The following is a 15,731-nucleotide window of genomic DNA, read 5'->3' as shown; positions in this document are numbered from 1 at the left end:
TGCGAACCCAAGTTTGCCTTTGGGTGCAATAGGCACCTTTCACTGCTTGAGATCACATTGCGTATACCCGCGTCATCTTAAAGCTAAGACAATACTCGACCTGAATCTCGCTGTAGGTGTCGTGATAACCACAATGGCGACCAGCTGAGCACCTGGGATGGGCTAGCTGCTACCGCACATTATGAAAGATTTCTATTAGCTCTTACTAGTGAGGTATTCCAGGACGATTAGTTTGACCGACCATCAAAGAGGCTAGTGACAGAGCCTTCATCGAAGACTTCCTTGATAGCGCGTGCCAGCAGGGGGGCAATGGAAAGCACGGTCAGGTTCTCAAACTTCTGTTCGGGGCGCAGTGGCAGGGTATTAGTGACAACAACCTCGCTAGCACCGCACTGGCTTAGCCTTTCAGCAGCAGGCTCAGAGAAAACCGCGTGGGTTGCCGCGATAATAACGTCCTTAGCGCCATTGTCCTTAAGGACCTTGACCGCACCGGCAATAGTGCCACCGGTGTCAATCATGTCATCAATCAGAACACAGGTACGGCCCTTGATATCGCCCACCACGGTCTTAGAAACAGCCTGGTTGGGCACGTTAATATCGCGGGTCTTGTGAACAAAAGCCAGAGGTGCACCGCCCAGGAGCTCTGCCCACTGCTCAGCGACACGTACACGGCCGGTATCGGGGGAAACAACAGTAACGTTTGAGGCGTCTACCTTGCTGGCAACGTGCTCAGCAAGAAGCGGGATAGCCATGAGGTGATCCACAGGACCGTCAAAAAAGCCCTGAATCTGGGCGGTGTGCAGATCAACGCTCATCAGACGGTCAGCACCAGCAGTCTTGTAAAGATCTGCAACCAGACGGGCTGAGATGGGCTCGCGGCCCTTATGCTTTTTGTCCTGGCGGGCGTAAGGGTAGAAAGGAGAAACAACAGTAATGGAACGGGCGGATGCTCGCTTGAGCGAGTCAATCATAATCAGCTGTTCCATGAGGGCATCGTTAATGGGTGCCGGGTGAGACTGAATCACGAAAGCATCTTTACCGCGTACCGATTCGTTGAATCGGACGTAGGTTTCCCCATTAGCAAAAGTGTAGGCAGATGAGGGAAGAACCTCGTTTCCTAGCTCAGCAGCAATCTGCTCAGCCAGTTCGGGGTGGGCACGCCCGGAGACCAAGGCCATCTTCTTTTCGCCCGGATTCGTAATCTCAGTCATTACTGCTTATCGCTTTCCTTTTCAGGCTGTGCCGACTGCTGCGCCAAAGCCGACTCGGCGGCTTGGGCAGCCTCTGTTCCAGCGCGTTTTTCAATGACCCAGCGCTCGATATTGCGTTGGGGAGCTTCGTTGATGGCAAGAGCCCCAGCGGGTACGTCCTTGCGGATAACGGTTCCAGCACCAGAATACGCCCCGTCACCAATGTTTACGGGAGCAACATACATGTTGTCTGAACCCATGCGAACGTTACTTCCCACGGTTGAGCGGGACTTATTCACACCATCATAGTTAACGAACACTGAAGCGGCTCCAATATTGGAGTTCTCACCGATGGTGACGTCGCCAGCATAGGACAGGTGGGGGAGCTTAGATCCGGCACCGATCTCTGCGTTCTTGGTTTCCACGAAAGTACCGATCTTACCCTTGACACCGAGCTTGGTGCCGGGGCGCAGGTAGGCGAAGGGGCCAACACTTGCACCGTCTGCAATTTCTGAGTCGTAGCCTTCGGTGCGTGAAATAGTGACCTTCTCCCCTACCTTGACGTTGGTGAGCGTGGTGTCTGGGCCAATCACGGAGCCGGTAGCGATGTGGGTGGTTCCCTTGAGGTGCGTGCCGGGAAGAATGGTGACATCGTTCTCGATGGTTACGGTGACATCAATCCATGTGCTCTCTGGGTCAACAATGGTGACACCACCGACCATGTGGCCATGAGTAATGCGGTCGTTGAGTTTGCGACCCAGCTGAGCCAGCTGAACACGGTCATTAGCGCCTTCTACCTCCCAGCGGTCCTCGATATCGAGTGCCGAGGTGCGGTGGCCGTCTTCGCGAGCAATGGATAGGACATCGGTAATGTACTTCTCGCCCTGAGCGTTATCGGTGGTGACGCGGGTTAGCGAGTTACGCAGAACAGTGGCATCGAAAGCATAAATACCAGAATTAATCTCGGTGATGGCAAGCTGTTCAGGGGTGGCATCTTTAGCTTCAACGATAGCAGTGACTTCGCCTGATTCGTTGCGGACGATACGGCCGTAGGAGCCGGGCTCCTCAAGGTGTGTCGTCAGAACAGTGACAGCGTTTTTGCCTTCTTCGTGAAAAGCGATCAGCTTACGCAGACTTTCGGTCTTCAGCAGGGGAACATCGCCGTAGGTGACAACAACTGTGCCCTCTACCTGACCCACTTCGGAATCAAGGCCCAGCAGGCCGACCTCTACAGCGCGGCCGGTTCCGGGAATCTCGTCCTGATCGATGATGGTGACCTGCTCATCAAAGGCGGTGACATGCTCAGCCACCTTGTCACGCTGGTGACGTACAACAACGGCAAGGTTCTTGGGTTCAAGTTCCCGCGCCACGGCAACAGCGTGCTCCACCATGGAGCGACCACCGATAGGGTGCATAACCTTGGGAGTTGATGACTTCATACGGGTTCCGGCCCCCGCAGCCAGAACGATCACGGCAGATGGGGCTGATGTAACTACTGTCACTGTATGGAACTCCTCAAGTGAGTGATACCCCAAAAATATGCCATGAAGGCACCGGGGTGGTTGAGCTCCGCCACAAGGACTCGAACCTTGAATAACGGCTCCAAAGGCCGCTGTGTTGCCAATTACACCATGGCGGAATAGGGCTGCCCTAGCTCAGTCCCATGCTGGGTTGAGCAGGAGCAGACTTAGACCATAGTAGCAAAGATAAAGTTAGGGTGCTAAATAAGAACTTTCTGAAAGCTACCGGGTAGCTGATAAATTGCTAATTCCCTAGCCAGGGCACGACAATATCCAGTGCTTCTTGAATTCGCTGGACAGCTACCTTGGCGGCCTCTGGTCCACGCAGGTAAGGATCAGCAACCTCGTCTTGGGCAAGAGGTTCTTCGTCATACTGCATCATGAAAGCTACCGGGTCAACGCGCTTGCCTGCTTGCTTCTGCACCCTGGCCATCTGGCATAGCAGGTGAACCTTTGAACGGTACTGGGGCCATTCATGCACGATCCAGTCCAGGTGCTCTTTCTCCATGACCAGCACAAGAGCTGACTCTCTGACCAGGCGTTCCGTGATTTGTTTGGCAAGGTGCTGATCGTACTGAGCACCACGTTGAGCGAGTTCGATATCAATATGGCGGGCAACCCCTGCCCCGACCATTGCACCGGTACCGGCACTATTAAAAGTCCAAGTAGAGCCATCCTCTAGCATTGCCTCTGCCAGATATTGGGCACTGGCGGAACGGGCTATATTACCGGTACAGACGAACAAGACCTCTTTTTTTGTATCTGCATGATCCGGTTCAGGATCTGTTCGATCCCCCACTTTTCTCAGTAGCGAGGAAACCCCAAAACTTATCATTGCACTCCGCTCAATCTCTCTTGTTTAGGCAAGACACCTGCCGCCCATAGAGATTCTACCTGCAAATCACAGCTTGGTGGTGGGCTAACACTCTGGGGATCTAGCCCAATACCCGCATGCTGTTTTCCTTATTTTTACCTCCTCATGTTCCCTAAGGCTGTAGCCTAGTGTGGTGGCACATTTACTGGGCGGCGAAGAGCTGCATATCGAATTTCCTACCCGCACTATCTTTGAGGGCATCACCGTAGGCCTCAACGAGGGTGACCGCATCGGCATCGTGGGCCGCAACGGTGACGGTAAATCCACTCTGCTTTCCCTACTGGGCGGGCGCTTGGCCCCAGATTCCGGCAAGGTCACAGTGCGCTCGGGCACACGAATTGGCTACCTTGACCAGGCTGATATCCTGGACAACACCCTGACCGTGGGCCAGGCAATTGTGGGCGATACCCCCGAATACGAGTGGGCATCTGACCCCAAGGTACGCGACGTCATCGCCGGCCTGGTCTCTGACCTGAACTGGAATGGGCCAGTTGAGTCACTCTCAGGCGGTCAACGCCGACGCGTAGCCCTTGCAGCGCTGCTAGCCGGTGACTGGGATGTACTCATGCTCGATGAGCCCACCAACCACCTCGATGTTGAAGCCATTACCTGGCTAGCCCAGCACCTCAAAAACCGCTGGCCCAAGAATGCCGGGGGGCTGCTGACAGTCACCCACGACCGCTGGTTCCTGGATGAAATCTGCACCGGCACCTGGGAAGTCCACGACGGCCTGGTAGAACCCTTCGAAGGTGGCTACGCCGCCTACATCCTTCAGCGCCTTGAACGCGACCGTCAGGCCGCAACTGCCGAAGCTAAACGCCAGAACCTGATGCGCAAGGAACTGGCCTGGTTGCGTCGCGGCGCCCCGGCCCGCACCTCCAAGCCCAAGTTCCGTATCGATGCGGCCAATGCTCTCATTGCTGATGTCCCCCCGGTCCGCAACACTGTGGAGCTCTCCCAGATGGCGGTAGCACGCCTGGGCAAGGACGTGGTCGATATTGAGGATGTGGATGTTAGCTACCCCGATACCCAAGACCCAACCCGCACCAAGGATGTCCTCAAAAAGGTCACCTGGAGGATAGCCCCAGGTGAGCGCACCGGCATTATGGGCGTCAATGGGGCCGGTAAGTCGACTCTGCTGGGTCTGATCACCCGTGCTGTGCAACCGACCCGTGGCCGGGTCAAGCACGGTAAGACGGTCAAGGTGGCTACCCTGACCCAGCAACTCGATGAGCTCACAGAAGTGGCTCACGAGCGGGTTTCCGATGTCATTGGGCGCAAGCGCAGCACCTATGTGACCGGTGGTAAGGAGATGACTCCCGGCCAGCTTCTTGAACGGCTCGGCTTTACCTCTGCTCAGCTTTCAACCCCGGTGAAGGATCTTTCGGGTGGGCAGAAGCGCCGCCTGCAGCTGCTGCTCATTTTGTTGGATGAACCCAACGTACTCATTCTTGATGAGCCCTCCAACGACCTGGACACGGACATGCTGGCAGCTATGGAGGATCTTCTTGATACCTGGCCCGGCACCTTGCTGGTAGTCTCGCACGACCGCTACCTAATGGAGCGAGTCACCGACCAGCAGTACGCCCTCTTTGACGGCAGGTTCACACACCTGCCCGGTGGGATTGACCAGTATCTGCTCATGTCGGCACAGGCGGCGGCTCACCCTGCCCAGACTGCCCTTGATTCGTCGCCCCTAGGTAAGCAGGGGTCTGCAGAAAGCGCTTCTAAGGTGGGCGGCGCAGAGCTGAGGGCCGCCCAGAAGGAAATCAACCAGATTGACCGTAAGCTCACCAAACTGGCCGAGCAGAGGCAGAAGCTGGCTGAGAAAATGACGGTTCACGACCAGTCTGACTACACCGGTCTGGCGGAGCTGGGCGCCCAGCAAGAGGCAATCCAGAACGAGGTCGAAGAACTAGAAATGCGCTGGCTAGAACTTGCGGATAGGGTTGAGGGGAATTAGTACTGGCCAGGAGCCAATTGGAGGGCCCCTAAAGGTTGATGGACTTTCCGCCAGGGCATTTCTTGAAAACTGCATCCCTTAACCTCTTGAGGTCTTATCCCCCTGGTTTCCGCTACTAGTAATTTTGGTTTAGGTTGATGACTTCATGACGTTCGTAATTCAGTTAATAGTATTACTATCCTTGCTCTACCTGGTGGGCAGACTCTCGAATCCCAAAAAATTTCGGGATTCCAATGATGATTATTCATTTATCACGGTTCTGGCCCATATGCTGATTATTTTAGTGACCTCAGCTTTGATTCTCAGCGGGCAGATTATAATTCTTTTGGCTGGTCTTGCGCTCTACACCTGGTGTACACAGGACCCGGCTGCCCCAGTACCGCTTGAAGACGACATGCTGAACGTGGGTTTCAGTAGCTATAAGTTTGATGGCGGAAACTTTTTGCTAGGGATCGCAATACTTATTCTCATAACAGCTATTGTCCACTTTTGGGTTAGGGCAAAATTTTTTGAAAGATTTCCTCGGCATAGCCCTGACATGAAAGAAATTGAAATATCTGAATACTTCATACAGTGGCTAACCATTTATCTTGCTGTCTATCAGTTTATTTTTGACGGACTTAAAAACGCATTCTCTTTTGTAGACACCCCAGAAAACACAGCAGCTTTCTTTAATATTGCCCTGACACCGCAAAACATTAACCTAGTGCTCCAGCCGCTCCTTATCGCTTCTTGGATCACCCTTGTGATCTCAAAGATACGCCTACAACGTAAGCATGAAGCAGATTTATAGAATCTAAGACTTCAAGCGCTTCTTAGCCTGTGGCTCTCGTTCTTCCACGGATGCTTACAACGGTTGGACCGGAGCCGGACACAAAGCTGGCAGCTACACCCGGTTGGTGGGCTAGCCGCTTCAGGGTTGATCGGAGTTCCGGCAGAAGAGTGCCGGCAAGTCTCAACAGAGAGCTCAGGCGGTACGGGAAGAGATTTTAGATGTCATATTTTCAACGCACGGTCCATTAGTCAGGGCAAAATATATTGCCTCTATAATTTCAGCGATCGACCAGCACCCTATCCGGCTTTTGACCTAATGACCTATAAACGAAAACCCCATAGAGACGTCCCAAGTCCCAGGATAGTTGCTGGAGACGCGCTCGTGATTTATCGCGTGATAGTAAATATTCCCTTAAAGTAACTGCCAGCTTACGCGCCATGAGCTTGAAACTCGGGATATACTCATTAAAATCCGGAGAAAAATTAAGAGCAAGCTGAACCCAAGTCCTGCCATAGTTATAAAATTGCTTAAACAAAGCTTTATCGCTGACACGTTGCCGATACTGTATCAGAGGCTCTGAAATCCACCCCTGGGTGTAGCCGAGACGGGAGGCGCGTAGACAAAAGTCAACCTCATCGTGACCACCACGGTAAGAACAGTCAAAACCGCCAAGAGTTTCAAAAACAGTCTTCCTCAGGGCTAGATTTCCCCCTAAAAGATATTTTTGATTAGCAAAAACCTTTGGTTGGTCGATGACAACTCGCTCTTGAACATAAGTAGATAATTTATCGCTATAGACCAGTTCCTGATGACCACTACCCACCAAATCATATGCGCTGAGGGAGGCGATCATTTTTTGAGCCCAGGTGGAAGCAACAATATCATCGGCATCACATATTAGAACATGTTCATGACGGGCATGAATTATACCTACATTTCGGGCGTAGTTAACACCCTGCATGGCGGAAGAATCAACTATTTCTAAGACCGGAATAGTAAGTTGAAGTTTTTGTACTACAGAACAAGTATTATCTGTTGACCCGTTATTCGAGATAATTATCTGATCAGGCTTTAATGTACCACCCCATACAGCTTGAAGCTGCTCCTCAATAAAACTTTCTGCATTATAGGTAGGAATCACCACTGAGAACTTAAAAGACATTTTCTGCACCATATATTTCATTAACTTTACACAGGTACTTTTCTTGGGAATAAGTCGAAGATGCCTCATTCCTAGCAAAACGAACCTTTTCAGAATATCTCTCAGGGTTCTCAACTATAGCTAGAATAGCCTCAGCAAATTTTTCCGGACTGTTGGCAATTTCTGTAATCCATTCGATGTTTGCAATCCCCTCCGCCCCTGCAGTGGTCGAAACTACTGGGACACCACGCAAAATGGCATCGAGGGTCTTAAACTTAACACCGCTCCCCAACCTAATTGGCGCCACTACCAGGGTAGCCTTAGAGTAGGTGGGCTCTAAGTCTTCAACGAACCCCATAAATTCAACTCGGGGGGCTGCGATTGAGTCCACGAGGGTTTTAGAGGGGCTTGAACCGATCACTTTGAAATTTATCTCAGGATCTTTCGCCCAAACCAAAGGCAGCACTTTTTTAACAAACCATCTGACCGCATCCTCATTTTCCCATCGATACATGGTCCCCACAAAGATAATTTCTTTTTCGCTAGGTCTGCGCACCTCAGGTAAATTCGTATTCAAATAGACGGGGGGTAAAACCGTTTCAATCTTATCCCTGTCGCATCTTTTGTAGCTGAGAAGATTGCGGTCCTTCTCCGAGAGCACCACAGCAGTTTGCAGATATTTAGCTGTAGCCCTATCTAAGTGCTTGGATATCTTTGCTTGTGCCGACCAAATTAATGATTTAATCTTTTGCTCTTCCTCAGTTGCCCTCCGGACCAGGCGTTGTGAATTGATGTCATGAAACGTTCCAATCAACTTTGCTGAGGGATTCATCTTTTTAATAGAACTTCCCAACAAGATGTTAGTTGACCATTGAAGATCGATGATGGATGCATTCCGTATTAGATGCCGAGCCCTTTTATCGCTCTTAATAGCTAGCAAAAATTCATAATTTGGTGTCCAAGTGCCTACACGATCACGAATTCTTAATAACAAGTTGTTACGATTTACAGGGACAAAATGATAATTTACATCATACTGACAGTCTAAAGATCTAGTTGGAGTCGGAGCGATAACAATTGGTTTATGCCCATTCTTTACAAGAGAGAAATAGAGCTCTCTTACGAGCCGCTCACCAGCGCTGGTTGGTTCTGGCTTTGGAACCAGCGGGGATATAATCACTACCGGATAACTACTCATAATTTTCCTAACTCTACAAGCTCTTTAAACTCGGAATTAGTTTTGGTTAGCTCACTAAAACTTCCCTGGTTAACTACCCGTCCATCTTTCATATAATATATAATGTCTGCTTTCTTAATTGTAGACAACCTGTGAGCCACCATAATAATTGTCATCTCGCCAGCTAAACTCTCGATTGTTTTAGTAATTTTATGCTCAGTTTTATTGTCTAGAGCTGAGGTTGCTTCATCTAAAACCAATAAACTGGGGTTACGATATAGAGCCCTAGCTATCCCTAAACGCTGTCTTTGTCCACCAGAAAGTCGGCTGCCATCTTGCCCTAGATCTTCTTCAATTCCGTTAGGCAATGAATCGACCAGATCACCTAATTGCGCAAGCTCCAAAGCTCTTATTACTTGTGCATCATTAATTTCGTCTGGGTCTAAACCAAATGCAACGTTGACCTTCAGCGATCCAGGTAGAACATAAACTGACTGTGGTACAACAGCCAGTTGCGATTGCCAGCCTTTAAGGTCCTCCATGACAGGTTTACCCCCACATAGCAAGGAACCTTGCGATGGAACAAGCATGCCTAAAACGATATCTACCAGCGTTGATTTTCCAGATCCGCTAGAACCTACAAAAGCTACAGTCTTGAATTCTGGTATTTGAATCGATACCTTATCCAAAACAGCTGGACCATTTTCTTCATACTTGAAGGTAACGTTATCGATTTGAATATCTCCAGAGAACGAATCTCCTGACATGGGAAATTCGGAGTATCTTTGCATTTTCTTAAAATAGGATACTTCCTTATTAAGAACATCAACCCCGTGAGTACCGACTCTAACAATATTAAGAGAAGCTATAGCAGAATTAATGGCCGGAAGAACTCTTACAGCGGCAACGCTGAAAACACCCATAATGGCAACGGCTTCTGCTTGATCCCTCGTGGCAAACATGAACGTAGCTAAACCGGCAATGCTCATAATGAACACGATCTCCATAATATTCTTTGGCAGTTCGCCGATGACGCCCTGCTGCCTATTAGCTTGAGCACGCATATCGGCGCCGGATTCGTACCTTCTGACAAATCTCTGAGAGACATCAAAGAGTCTCATTTCTCTGAACGCTTCAAGTGCAGGCATTGAGGCATACCAGGACACGTAGTCTGCCTCTATTAGGTTCTTGCTAATCTGAGTGAGTCTCCTGCGAAGCAAGAATGGGATCAAGTATCCAAAACCAGCAAAAATTGTAAAAGCAATCAGTGCTACCTGGGGGGAAATAATAAAAGTTACCACAACCATCATCGCAATTGTCAGTAAACTTGTCAGAAGACTGGTGGTGCCCAAAATTGCTTGGCTGTAGGCTTGGCTCACCGATGTGGCGAGTCTTGTGTGTATTTGTGACAAATCCCGGCGCTTGTGGTCCTGATAGGGCGCATCAAGGTAGTAGCGCAACAATGAAACCCGAGCACTCTTTTCCATGCTATTTATAAAGCCAATCTGCCACCAACGGAAAGATATGGTAAAGAGAGCCTTGGCTATGAAAGCCCCGATAACACCAACTGCCGTGTAGATAATAAGAAGCTGCCTATCGTTTGTCCCGGCAAAGCTAGAAAACTTTTCAAGGATAGGATTATCTAAACTTTGACCGGACGCAAGCAATAATAATGGATAAGTTCCAAGCACCCCTAGAATCTCCAGCAATGAAACAAAAAAAGCACCCACTACAGAGAGGGATATTTTAGCTCTTACTGGGAATTCAACTAGATAAAATAGATTGCGTAACTTAGTTAACATTCCCCCCGCTTTGTTTGTTTTATGCATAATTCTTTCCTAATAATTATACTCTATCTGCTCAAGCTTAAGTAATTCCCTTATGCTTTATCTGGTGAGATATAGACTACGGTTGGCCCGGAGCCGGACACGAAGCTGGCAGCTACACCCGGTTGGTGGGCTAGCCGCTCCAGGGTTGATTGGAGTTCGGGCAGAAGACTGCTAGCGGGTGCGGCTAGGTCATTGCGGAGTAAGCTCGAAATGATGGGAAGACGCTCAGCCAAGGGAGCTTGTGATGTCAAGGCCTCAATCAGGGTAGCAGGTACCTCCAGAACAGGGTCCGGTGCCGGGTAGCGCCCGGCTTCCCTGCCCGCGTCCAGTTCACGGAAAACCGCAGGTGTCGATAAGCCCGCCGAAGCAGGGTAGAAGCCAAAGCAAAGCTGCTCTGTAGCTTCCGGCACTTCAAGAGGGGTGAGCTTCTCCCCCAGGCCCAACCCCACGGCTAAACCGCCAAGCAGGGCAAAGGGCACATCCGCCCCTAGAGAGGCCGCTAGCTCCAGCAGACGCTCCCGGGGAACAGAATCCTGCACCAGGTCTGCCTGCACCAGATAGGCGTTCATAGCTTTCATGGCGGCCGCCGCATCAGCTGAACCGCCTCCCATGCCACCGGCCACCGGCACCGCCTTCTCAATGTGGACTTCCACCGAGATATCTTGCAGCCTGAGTCCCTGCTCTTGGAGCACGGCCAAAGCTCCCCGGTAGGCTAGGTTACTGGCATCCAGCGGGACCAGGGCCGGGTCAAAAGTACCAGCAGCCACCTGCTCTGCCACGGGTGAGCCGGGAGTTACGCTCAAAGACTGGGTAATACCCGGGGCCTTAGCGGAACGAACGGTTACCCGCTCTAGAACATCTACCGCTGCGTATAGAGAAGCTACCTCGTGGTAGCCATCAGCGCGCAGAGGTCCTACTGCAAAATACAGATTAACCTTGCCGGGGGCAGTTGCAGAGCAGCTCAGCACGGTCATTGCTCACCACCGGTAGAGACCGAGAAACCCTCTGCGGGTACCTGCCGCGCCGCTTGGGCAATCTTGATGTAGTCGTGGATATCCAGCTTTTCACCGCGCTCTTGCGGGTCAATCTCTGCGGCCTCAAGCACAGCCCCGGCACGAGCAGCAGAACCCGCCCAGCTCGCAAGCGCGGCCCGCAGGGTCTTACGACGCTGAGCAAAAGCGGCATCGACAATAGCGAAAACTTCCTCACGCGGCAGGTCAGACAGTAACTCTTTGCGGCGTTTGAAGGATACCAACCCGGACTTGATCTTGGGGGCAGGCCAGAAAACATTGGTACCAATAACACCGGCCTTAGAGACCTCAGCAAACCAGTTGGCTTTCACACTCGGTACACCGTAAATTTTAGAGCCGGGCTGAGCCGATAGGCGGTCAGCTACCTCATCCTGAACCATGACCAAAGCATGTTCAATAGAGGGGAAAGTCGCAAACATGTGAAGCAGAACAGGCACAGCGACGTTGTAGGGCAGGTTAGCCACCAGGGCGCTGGGCCTGCGGGGTAGCTCGGTCACTCTCATAGCATCGGAAAGTACTACATCGATCCGGCTCTCGGAGCCGGGGCGCATAGCGGCAATAGTTGTTGGGAGCTCTTGGGCCAGGGGCGGGTCGATCTCTACAGCGACCATATCCTTGGCGGCATCCAGTATGCCCAGGGTTAAGGAACCCAGGCCGGGGCCAATCTCCACCACCGTCTCGTCGGGGCCGATATTGGCCGCCGCAATAATACGACGAATGGTGTTGGGGTCAATCACAAAGTTCTGCCCCAGGGTCTTGGTGGGACGGATGCCTAAGCGGTCGGCCAGGTCGCGGATTTGGTGGGGGCCAAGTAGTTGCTGTTCAGTCATCCCTCCAGTCTAGCGGTATCGCAACTTAGAGAGACCCCACAGGTAAACTCCACAGGGAAACCACTTACCCCGGGTAAGCCACACCGCTCACTGGCTCGGAGCCTTTAGCCCGGTAAGCCGGTAAAATCATTGACCGTACTTGCTTTCCCACACCCAGAGGTTGCTATGCCCAATCGTCCCGCTGAGCCAACCCTACCGAGCATCGGCGTAAGCCTTGCGCGGGCGCTCACCAGCAGATGGGCCTTAGCCACAGCCCTGGCTCTCACAGTGCTCAGTATCTATCCCTTCCTCTGGGACGAGAAAATGCAGGCCCGGCACTTCTTTGACCTTCAGGTCTACTACGGCGGGGTAGCTCACTGGCTGGAAACCGGCAGGCTCTATGACTGGGCCTTACCGCCCGAGGAGGTCTACGGCTTCACCTACCCGCCCTTTGCCGCCCTGGTCTTTACGCCCTTTGTTCTGCTGACCAATGCCCAAACAGCCGGGCCGATCTTCCTCATCTGCAACGTGGCGGCTCTGGTTAGCCTGGTCTACCTGAGTTGCCGGGGTATGGGAGTCAGCAAGCGCCCAGCTCTGGCGGCAGGTTTGTGGCTCACTCCTCTGCTGCTCAAGTTCTTCCCCATCAGCTTTAACATGGAGCTGGGGCAGATTAACCTCTTCTTGGTCCTACTCATTCTGACCGACGTTATCTACCTGAAGAACACCCGCTGGCACGGAATCCTGATTGCCATCACCGCCTGCATCAAGCTCACCCCGGCTGTCTTTGGTCTGCTCTTTCTGGCAACCCGCGACTGGAAATCACTCGCCCGCTTTGTAGGCACTGGCCTGGCCAGCATCGTGCTCAGCTTCGCGGTTGATTTTGAGATCGCCCGCGAATACTTTACTGAAAAGATCTTCGAATCCGGGCGGGTAGGGAGCATCACCGGAGCGCTCAACTACAACCTACTGGGCACCTGGGCCATGCTCTTCCCCACAGGTATTGCAGCAGTTCTCTTTGTCATCTCTGCTGTATCCGCTCTGGTGCTTTCCTACCTCGCAGCACGTTCCCTAGCCCGGCGGGGCCAGTACCTGGGGGCCGCCAGCGCGGTTGCGGCGCTGGGGCTACTACTCTCCCCCATCTCCTGGACCCACCACTGGGTCTGGTTCGTTATCTTCATCATCTTTGCTACCCTCTACGGGCTGGCCCGCAGGCAGAGTAGCTACCTCTACCTGGCGGCCACCGGCACCTTACTTTTCTCCATGCCTTTCGCCGTATGGTTTGGGGGCTATAACTGGGGAGGGAATGAATGGCCTAATTCATTGGCTCTCATTCACTCTCTACCAGTTTTCTGGGCTTTGCTGTATCTGCTAGTCCCAGTCCTTGAAGGGCGCAAAACCCTAGAAGCCCTCGATACCCCAGCTACCGTAAGCGGCCAGTGAGTTAGCCCTAATATCGCGGCACAACTCTTCGAGATCGCGGTCTAGGTGCGCGGCCATATACCGCACCGTGTAGTTGGTCATGTAGCTGGCATTGGGGCGGCCCCGGAAGGGGTGCGGGGTCAGGAAAGGCGCATCGGTTTCTGCCAGAATCAGCTCACGGCGAGCCATGCTCAGCGACTCCTGGATATCCCGTGAGTTCTTAAAGGTTACGGTCCCAGCAAAGCTCATATACCAGCCCCGCTCATTGCAGATTCGCGCCAGTTCTGGCCCACCGGAGTAGCAGTGGAAAATCACCGTCTCGGGTGCGCCCTCATCCAGCAGAACCCGCACAACATCGTCGTGGGCATCGCGGTCATGAATCTGGAGTGCCTTACCGTGTTTTTTAGCCATACGGATATGGGTACGGAAGGAGTCCTCCTGGGCCTGACGGCCATCTTTACCGGTGCGGAAGTAGTCCAACCCGGTTTCGCCCAGGGCACGGACGCGGGGGTCAGCGGCCAGGGTGTTGATGACGGCCAGGGCGGCTTCGAGCTGCCCGGCCTCGGCCAGTTTGGGTGCTTCGTTGGGGTGCAGGGCTACAGCGGCTAGAACGCGGGGGTCAGCCTGGGCCATGCTCACGGCATAGAGAGAGCTGGAAACATCGCAACCCACCTGCACGATAGCACCAATGCCCAGAGCCTCACCGGTGTCCAGAGCATCACGGGCGGTAATGGCTACCTCTCCATCGAGCAGGTCCATGTGAGTGTGATTATCCACGATTGCGTAGGGTAGGGGCGCGGGGGCGGGCGGAAAGGTTAGGTTACGACGGCGGCCGTCTTCCCCGGTGGTACCGCGGCGACGGGTGCCCTCACCGCTGGCTTCGCCCTCCACCCGGTAGTGTTCTGCCCGGTAGGCCGGGGGTATTTCGCCCTCATAGATTCTGGGCGGGTTCTCAAAGATACTAACTCCCTGCTCCTGCCTATCGGGCAAGAGGGCGGCAAAACGCTCAGCTAACTGGGTGAGTTCTTCGGGGCTCAGGCTATGGTCACTGGTGCACATGGTTTTTAGCTTTCCTGGTTTTTAAGATCGAGAACTGCCTGGTAGAGGTCGCGTTTGGAGACCCCGTGCGCTTCGGCCACCTGGGCGCAGGCCGCTTTCAGGCGGATACCACCCTCGGTCATTTCAAGGACAAGGTCGGTCAGGTCTTCAGCCTGCGCAGCCTCAGGAGCGCCCGCGCCTTCAAGCACAATCACGATTTCACCGCGCATCTGCTTGGATTCGCTCCACTCAATCAGCTCTGCCAGGGTTCCTCGGGCTATCTCTTCGTGAAGTTTGGTCAGTTCCCGGCAGACCGCCGCCCGGCGTTGCTCCCCAAAGTTCTTAGCAAAGTCTTTGAGGGTCGCAGCCAGCCTGTGGGGCGACTCGTAGAAGACCATGGTGCGCTCTTCTGCTACCAAAGAGGTCAGCCTGCGGGAGCGGTCAGAACCTTTACGCGCCAGGAAGCCCTCAAAGGTAAAGCGCCCAGACGGCAGGCCAGATAGGGCCAGGGCAGTCACCATAGCTGAGGGCCCGGGGAGAGCGGTGACGGTCAGGCCTGCTTGGGCTACAGCGGCAGCGGCTACATAGCCGGGGTCAGAAACTGCAGGCATACCGGCATCGGACATGAGGAGGACTGTCTGCCCATCGGCCACAGCCTGCACAATCTGTCTAGCCCGTTCGGTTTCGTTGTGGTCGTGGTTGACCAGCACACGCCCCCGGGTGGTAACGCCCAGCCCGGAGGCCAGTTTACGCAGGGTGCGGCTGTCTTCAACGGCAAGGATATCTGCAGTTGCCAGGGCTTGGCGCAGGCGGTGGCTAGCATCGCCCAGATTGCCGATAGGGGTAGCGCCCAGTATGAGGGCACCGCTGCTTGTCTCGGTCTGGGCTGTAGGCTGTGGGGAAGATTCCATAGCTTTTAACCCTACTATCTCAGGTTGGCTCGAACCATGTGGCGGGCCAATCAA

Annotated in this window: 14 protein-coding genes and 1 tRNA gene; 3 read left to right on the top strand and 12 right to left on the bottom strand. The window is 53.1% G+C overall.

The genetic code is table 11. The annotated features are described in order from the left end of the window. Nucleotides 1–227: 227 nt before the first annotated feature. The 4 genes from ACN08V_RS02620 to ACN08V_RS02605 form a co-directional block, all read right to left on the bottom strand. A complete protein-coding gene (locus ACN08V_RS02620; RefSeq protein WP_419104439.1) occupies nucleotides 228–1,211 on the bottom strand; it encodes a ribose-phosphate diphosphokinase in 984 nt (327 codons plus the stop codon). Beyond that, the gene (gene glmU, locus ACN08V_RS02615; RefSeq protein WP_419104438.1) at nucleotides 1,211–2,692 is read right to left on the bottom strand and encodes a bifunctional UDP-N-acetylglucosamine diphosphorylase/glucosamine-1-phosphate N-acetyltransferase GlmU; all 1,482 of its coding nucleotides are present in this window, start codon (nucleotides 2,690–2,692) and stop codon (nucleotides 1,211–1,213) included. The genes ACN08V_RS02620 and glmU overlap by 1 nt, the downstream gene beginning before the upstream one ends. Nucleotides 2,693–2,757: 65 nt before the next feature. Beyond that, nucleotides 2,758–2,829: transfer RNA gene (locus tag ACN08V_RS02610), tRNA-Gln, on the bottom strand. A 125-nt stretch (nucleotides 2,830–2,954) separates the two neighbouring features. Further along, on the bottom strand, nucleotides 2,955–3,455 hold the full coding sequence (locus tag ACN08V_RS02605) for a hypothetical protein (RefSeq protein ID WP_419099873.1): 501 nt from the start codon (nucleotides 3,453–3,455) through the stop codon (nucleotides 2,955–2,957). Nucleotides 3,456–3,717: 262 nt separating this feature from the next. Between ACN08V_RS02605 and ACN08V_RS02600 the strand changes: the two genes are divergently transcribed. Both ACN08V_RS02600 and ACN08V_RS02595 read left to right on the top strand, forming a co-directional pair. Beyond that, nucleotides 3,718–5,547: an ABC-F family ATP-binding cassette domain-containing protein gene (locus ACN08V_RS02600; RefSeq protein ID WP_419104466.1), complete on the top strand. Its 1,830-nt coding sequence runs from the start codon at nucleotides 3,718–3,720 to the stop codon at nucleotides 5,545–5,547. 145 nt (nucleotides 5,548–5,692) lie between these two features. Continuing rightward, the gene (locus ACN08V_RS02595) at nucleotides 5,693–6,340 is read left to right on the top strand and encodes an SA1002 family membrane protein (protein WP_419104437.1); all 648 of its coding nucleotides are present in this window, start codon (nucleotides 5,693–5,695) and stop codon (nucleotides 6,338–6,340) included. Between the two features lie 22 nt (nucleotides 6,341–6,362). On the opposite strand, the gene ACN08V_RS02590 is transcribed toward ACN08V_RS02595, so the two are convergent. The 6 genes from ACN08V_RS02590 to rsmA form a co-directional block, all read right to left on the bottom strand. Further along, on the bottom strand, nucleotides 6,363–6,506 hold the full coding sequence (locus ACN08V_RS02590; RefSeq protein ID WP_419104436.1) for a hypothetical protein: 144 nt from the start codon (nucleotides 6,504–6,506) through the stop codon (nucleotides 6,363–6,365). 93 nt (nucleotides 6,507–6,599) lie between these two features. After that, on the bottom strand, nucleotides 6,600–7,484 hold the full coding sequence (locus ACN08V_RS02585) for a glycosyltransferase family 2 protein (protein ID WP_419104435.1): 885 nt from the start codon (nucleotides 7,482–7,484) through the stop codon (nucleotides 6,600–6,602). Next, nucleotides 7,474–8,661 (bottom strand): glycosyltransferase, encoded by a 1,188-nt coding sequence (locus tag ACN08V_RS02580; protein WP_419104434.1) that lies wholly within the window; start codon nucleotides 8,659–8,661, stop codon nucleotides 7,474–7,476. The genes ACN08V_RS02585 and ACN08V_RS02580 overlap by 11 nt, the downstream gene beginning before the upstream one ends. Further along, on the bottom strand, nucleotides 8,658–10,469 hold the full coding sequence (locus ACN08V_RS02575; protein WP_419104433.1) for an ABC transporter ATP-binding protein: 1,812 nt from the start codon (nucleotides 10,467–10,469) through the stop codon (nucleotides 8,658–8,660). Before ACN08V_RS02575 ends, ACN08V_RS02580 begins: the two co-directional genes overlap by 4 nt. Before the next feature lie 50 nt (nucleotides 10,470–10,519). After that, nucleotides 10,520–11,443, bottom strand: coding sequence for a 4-diphosphocytidyl-2C-methyl-D-erythritol kinase (locus ACN08V_RS02570; protein WP_419104432.1), 924 nt, complete (start codon nucleotides 11,441–11,443; stop codon nucleotides 10,520–10,522). Continuing rightward, entirely contained in the window at nucleotides 11,440–12,330 is an 891-nt protein-coding gene (gene rsmA / locus ACN08V_RS02565) for a 16S rRNA (adenine(1518)-N(6)/adenine(1519)-N(6))-dimethyltransferase RsmA (RefSeq protein WP_419104431.1), read from the bottom strand. Before rsmA ends, ACN08V_RS02570 begins: the two co-directional genes overlap by 4 nt. Nucleotides 12,331–12,495: 165 nt before the next feature. On the opposite strand from rsmA, the gene ACN08V_RS02560 reads away from it, so the two are divergent. Further along, nucleotides 12,496–13,749, top strand: coding sequence for a glycosyltransferase 87 family protein (locus ACN08V_RS02560; RefSeq protein ID WP_419104430.1), 1,254 nt, complete (start codon nucleotides 12,496–12,498; stop codon nucleotides 13,747–13,749). On the opposite strand, the gene ACN08V_RS02555 is transcribed toward ACN08V_RS02560, so the two are convergent. Next, nucleotides 13,708–14,787 (bottom strand): TatD family hydrolase, encoded by a 1,080-nt coding sequence (locus ACN08V_RS02555; RefSeq protein ID WP_419104429.1) that lies wholly within the window; start codon nucleotides 14,785–14,787, stop codon nucleotides 13,708–13,710. The genes ACN08V_RS02560 and ACN08V_RS02555 overlap by 42 nt on opposite strands. 5 nt (nucleotides 14,788–14,792) lie before the next feature. Continuing rightward, a complete protein-coding gene (gene rsmI / locus ACN08V_RS02550) occupies nucleotides 14,793–15,677 on the bottom strand; it encodes a 16S rRNA (cytidine(1402)-2'-O)-methyltransferase (protein ID WP_419104428.1) in 885 nt (294 codons plus the stop codon). Nucleotides 15,678–15,731 lie beyond the last annotated feature (54 nt).

The sequence above is a fragment of the Rothia sp. P5766 genome, from assembly GCF_048513555.1.
Classification (GTDB): domain Bacteria; phylum Actinomycetota; class Actinomycetes; order Actinomycetales; family Micrococcaceae; genus Rothia.
This window is presented reverse-complemented; position numbering and strand designations above follow the sequence as displayed.

Excerpts from the sequence above, each read along its gene's own strand:
- ACN08V_RS02620 (WP_419104439.1), bottom strand. The coding sequence starts at position 1,211 with ATGACTGAGATTACGAATCCGGGCGAAAAGAAGATGGCCTTGGTCTCC.
- ACN08V_RS02595 (WP_419104437.1), top strand. The coding sequence starts at position 5,693 with ATGACGTTCGTAATTCAGTTAATAGTATTACTATCCTTGCTCTACCTG.
- ACN08V_RS02585 (WP_419104435.1), bottom strand. The coding sequence starts at position 7,484 with ATGTCTTTTAAGTTCTCAGTGGTGATTCCTACCTATAATGCAGAAAGT.
- ACN08V_RS02580 (WP_419104434.1), bottom strand. The coding sequence starts at position 8,661 with ATGAGTAGTTATCCGGTAGTGATTATATCCCCGCTGGTTCCAAAGCCA.
- ACN08V_RS02575 (WP_419104433.1), bottom strand. The coding sequence starts at position 10,469 with ATGCATAAAACAAACAAAGCGGGGGGAATGTTAACTAAGTTACGCAAT.
- ACN08V_RS02570 (WP_419104432.1), bottom strand. The coding sequence starts at position 11,443 with ATGACCGTGCTGAGCTGCTCTGCAACTGCCCCCGGCAAGGTTAATCTG.
- rsmA (WP_419104431.1), bottom strand. The coding sequence starts at position 12,330 with ATGACTGAACAGCAACTACTTGGCCCCCACCAAATCCGCGACCTGGCC.
- ACN08V_RS02560 (WP_419104430.1), top strand. The coding sequence starts at position 12,496 with ATGCCCAATCGTCCCGCTGAGCCAACCCTACCGAGCATCGGCGTAAGC.
- ACN08V_RS02555 (WP_419104429.1), bottom strand. The coding sequence starts at position 14,787 with ATGTGCACCAGTGACCATAGCCTGAGCCCCGAAGAACTCACCCAGTTA.
- rsmI (WP_419104428.1), bottom strand. The coding sequence starts at position 15,677 with ATGGAATCTTCCCCACAGCCTACAGCCCAGACCGAGACAAGCAGCGGT.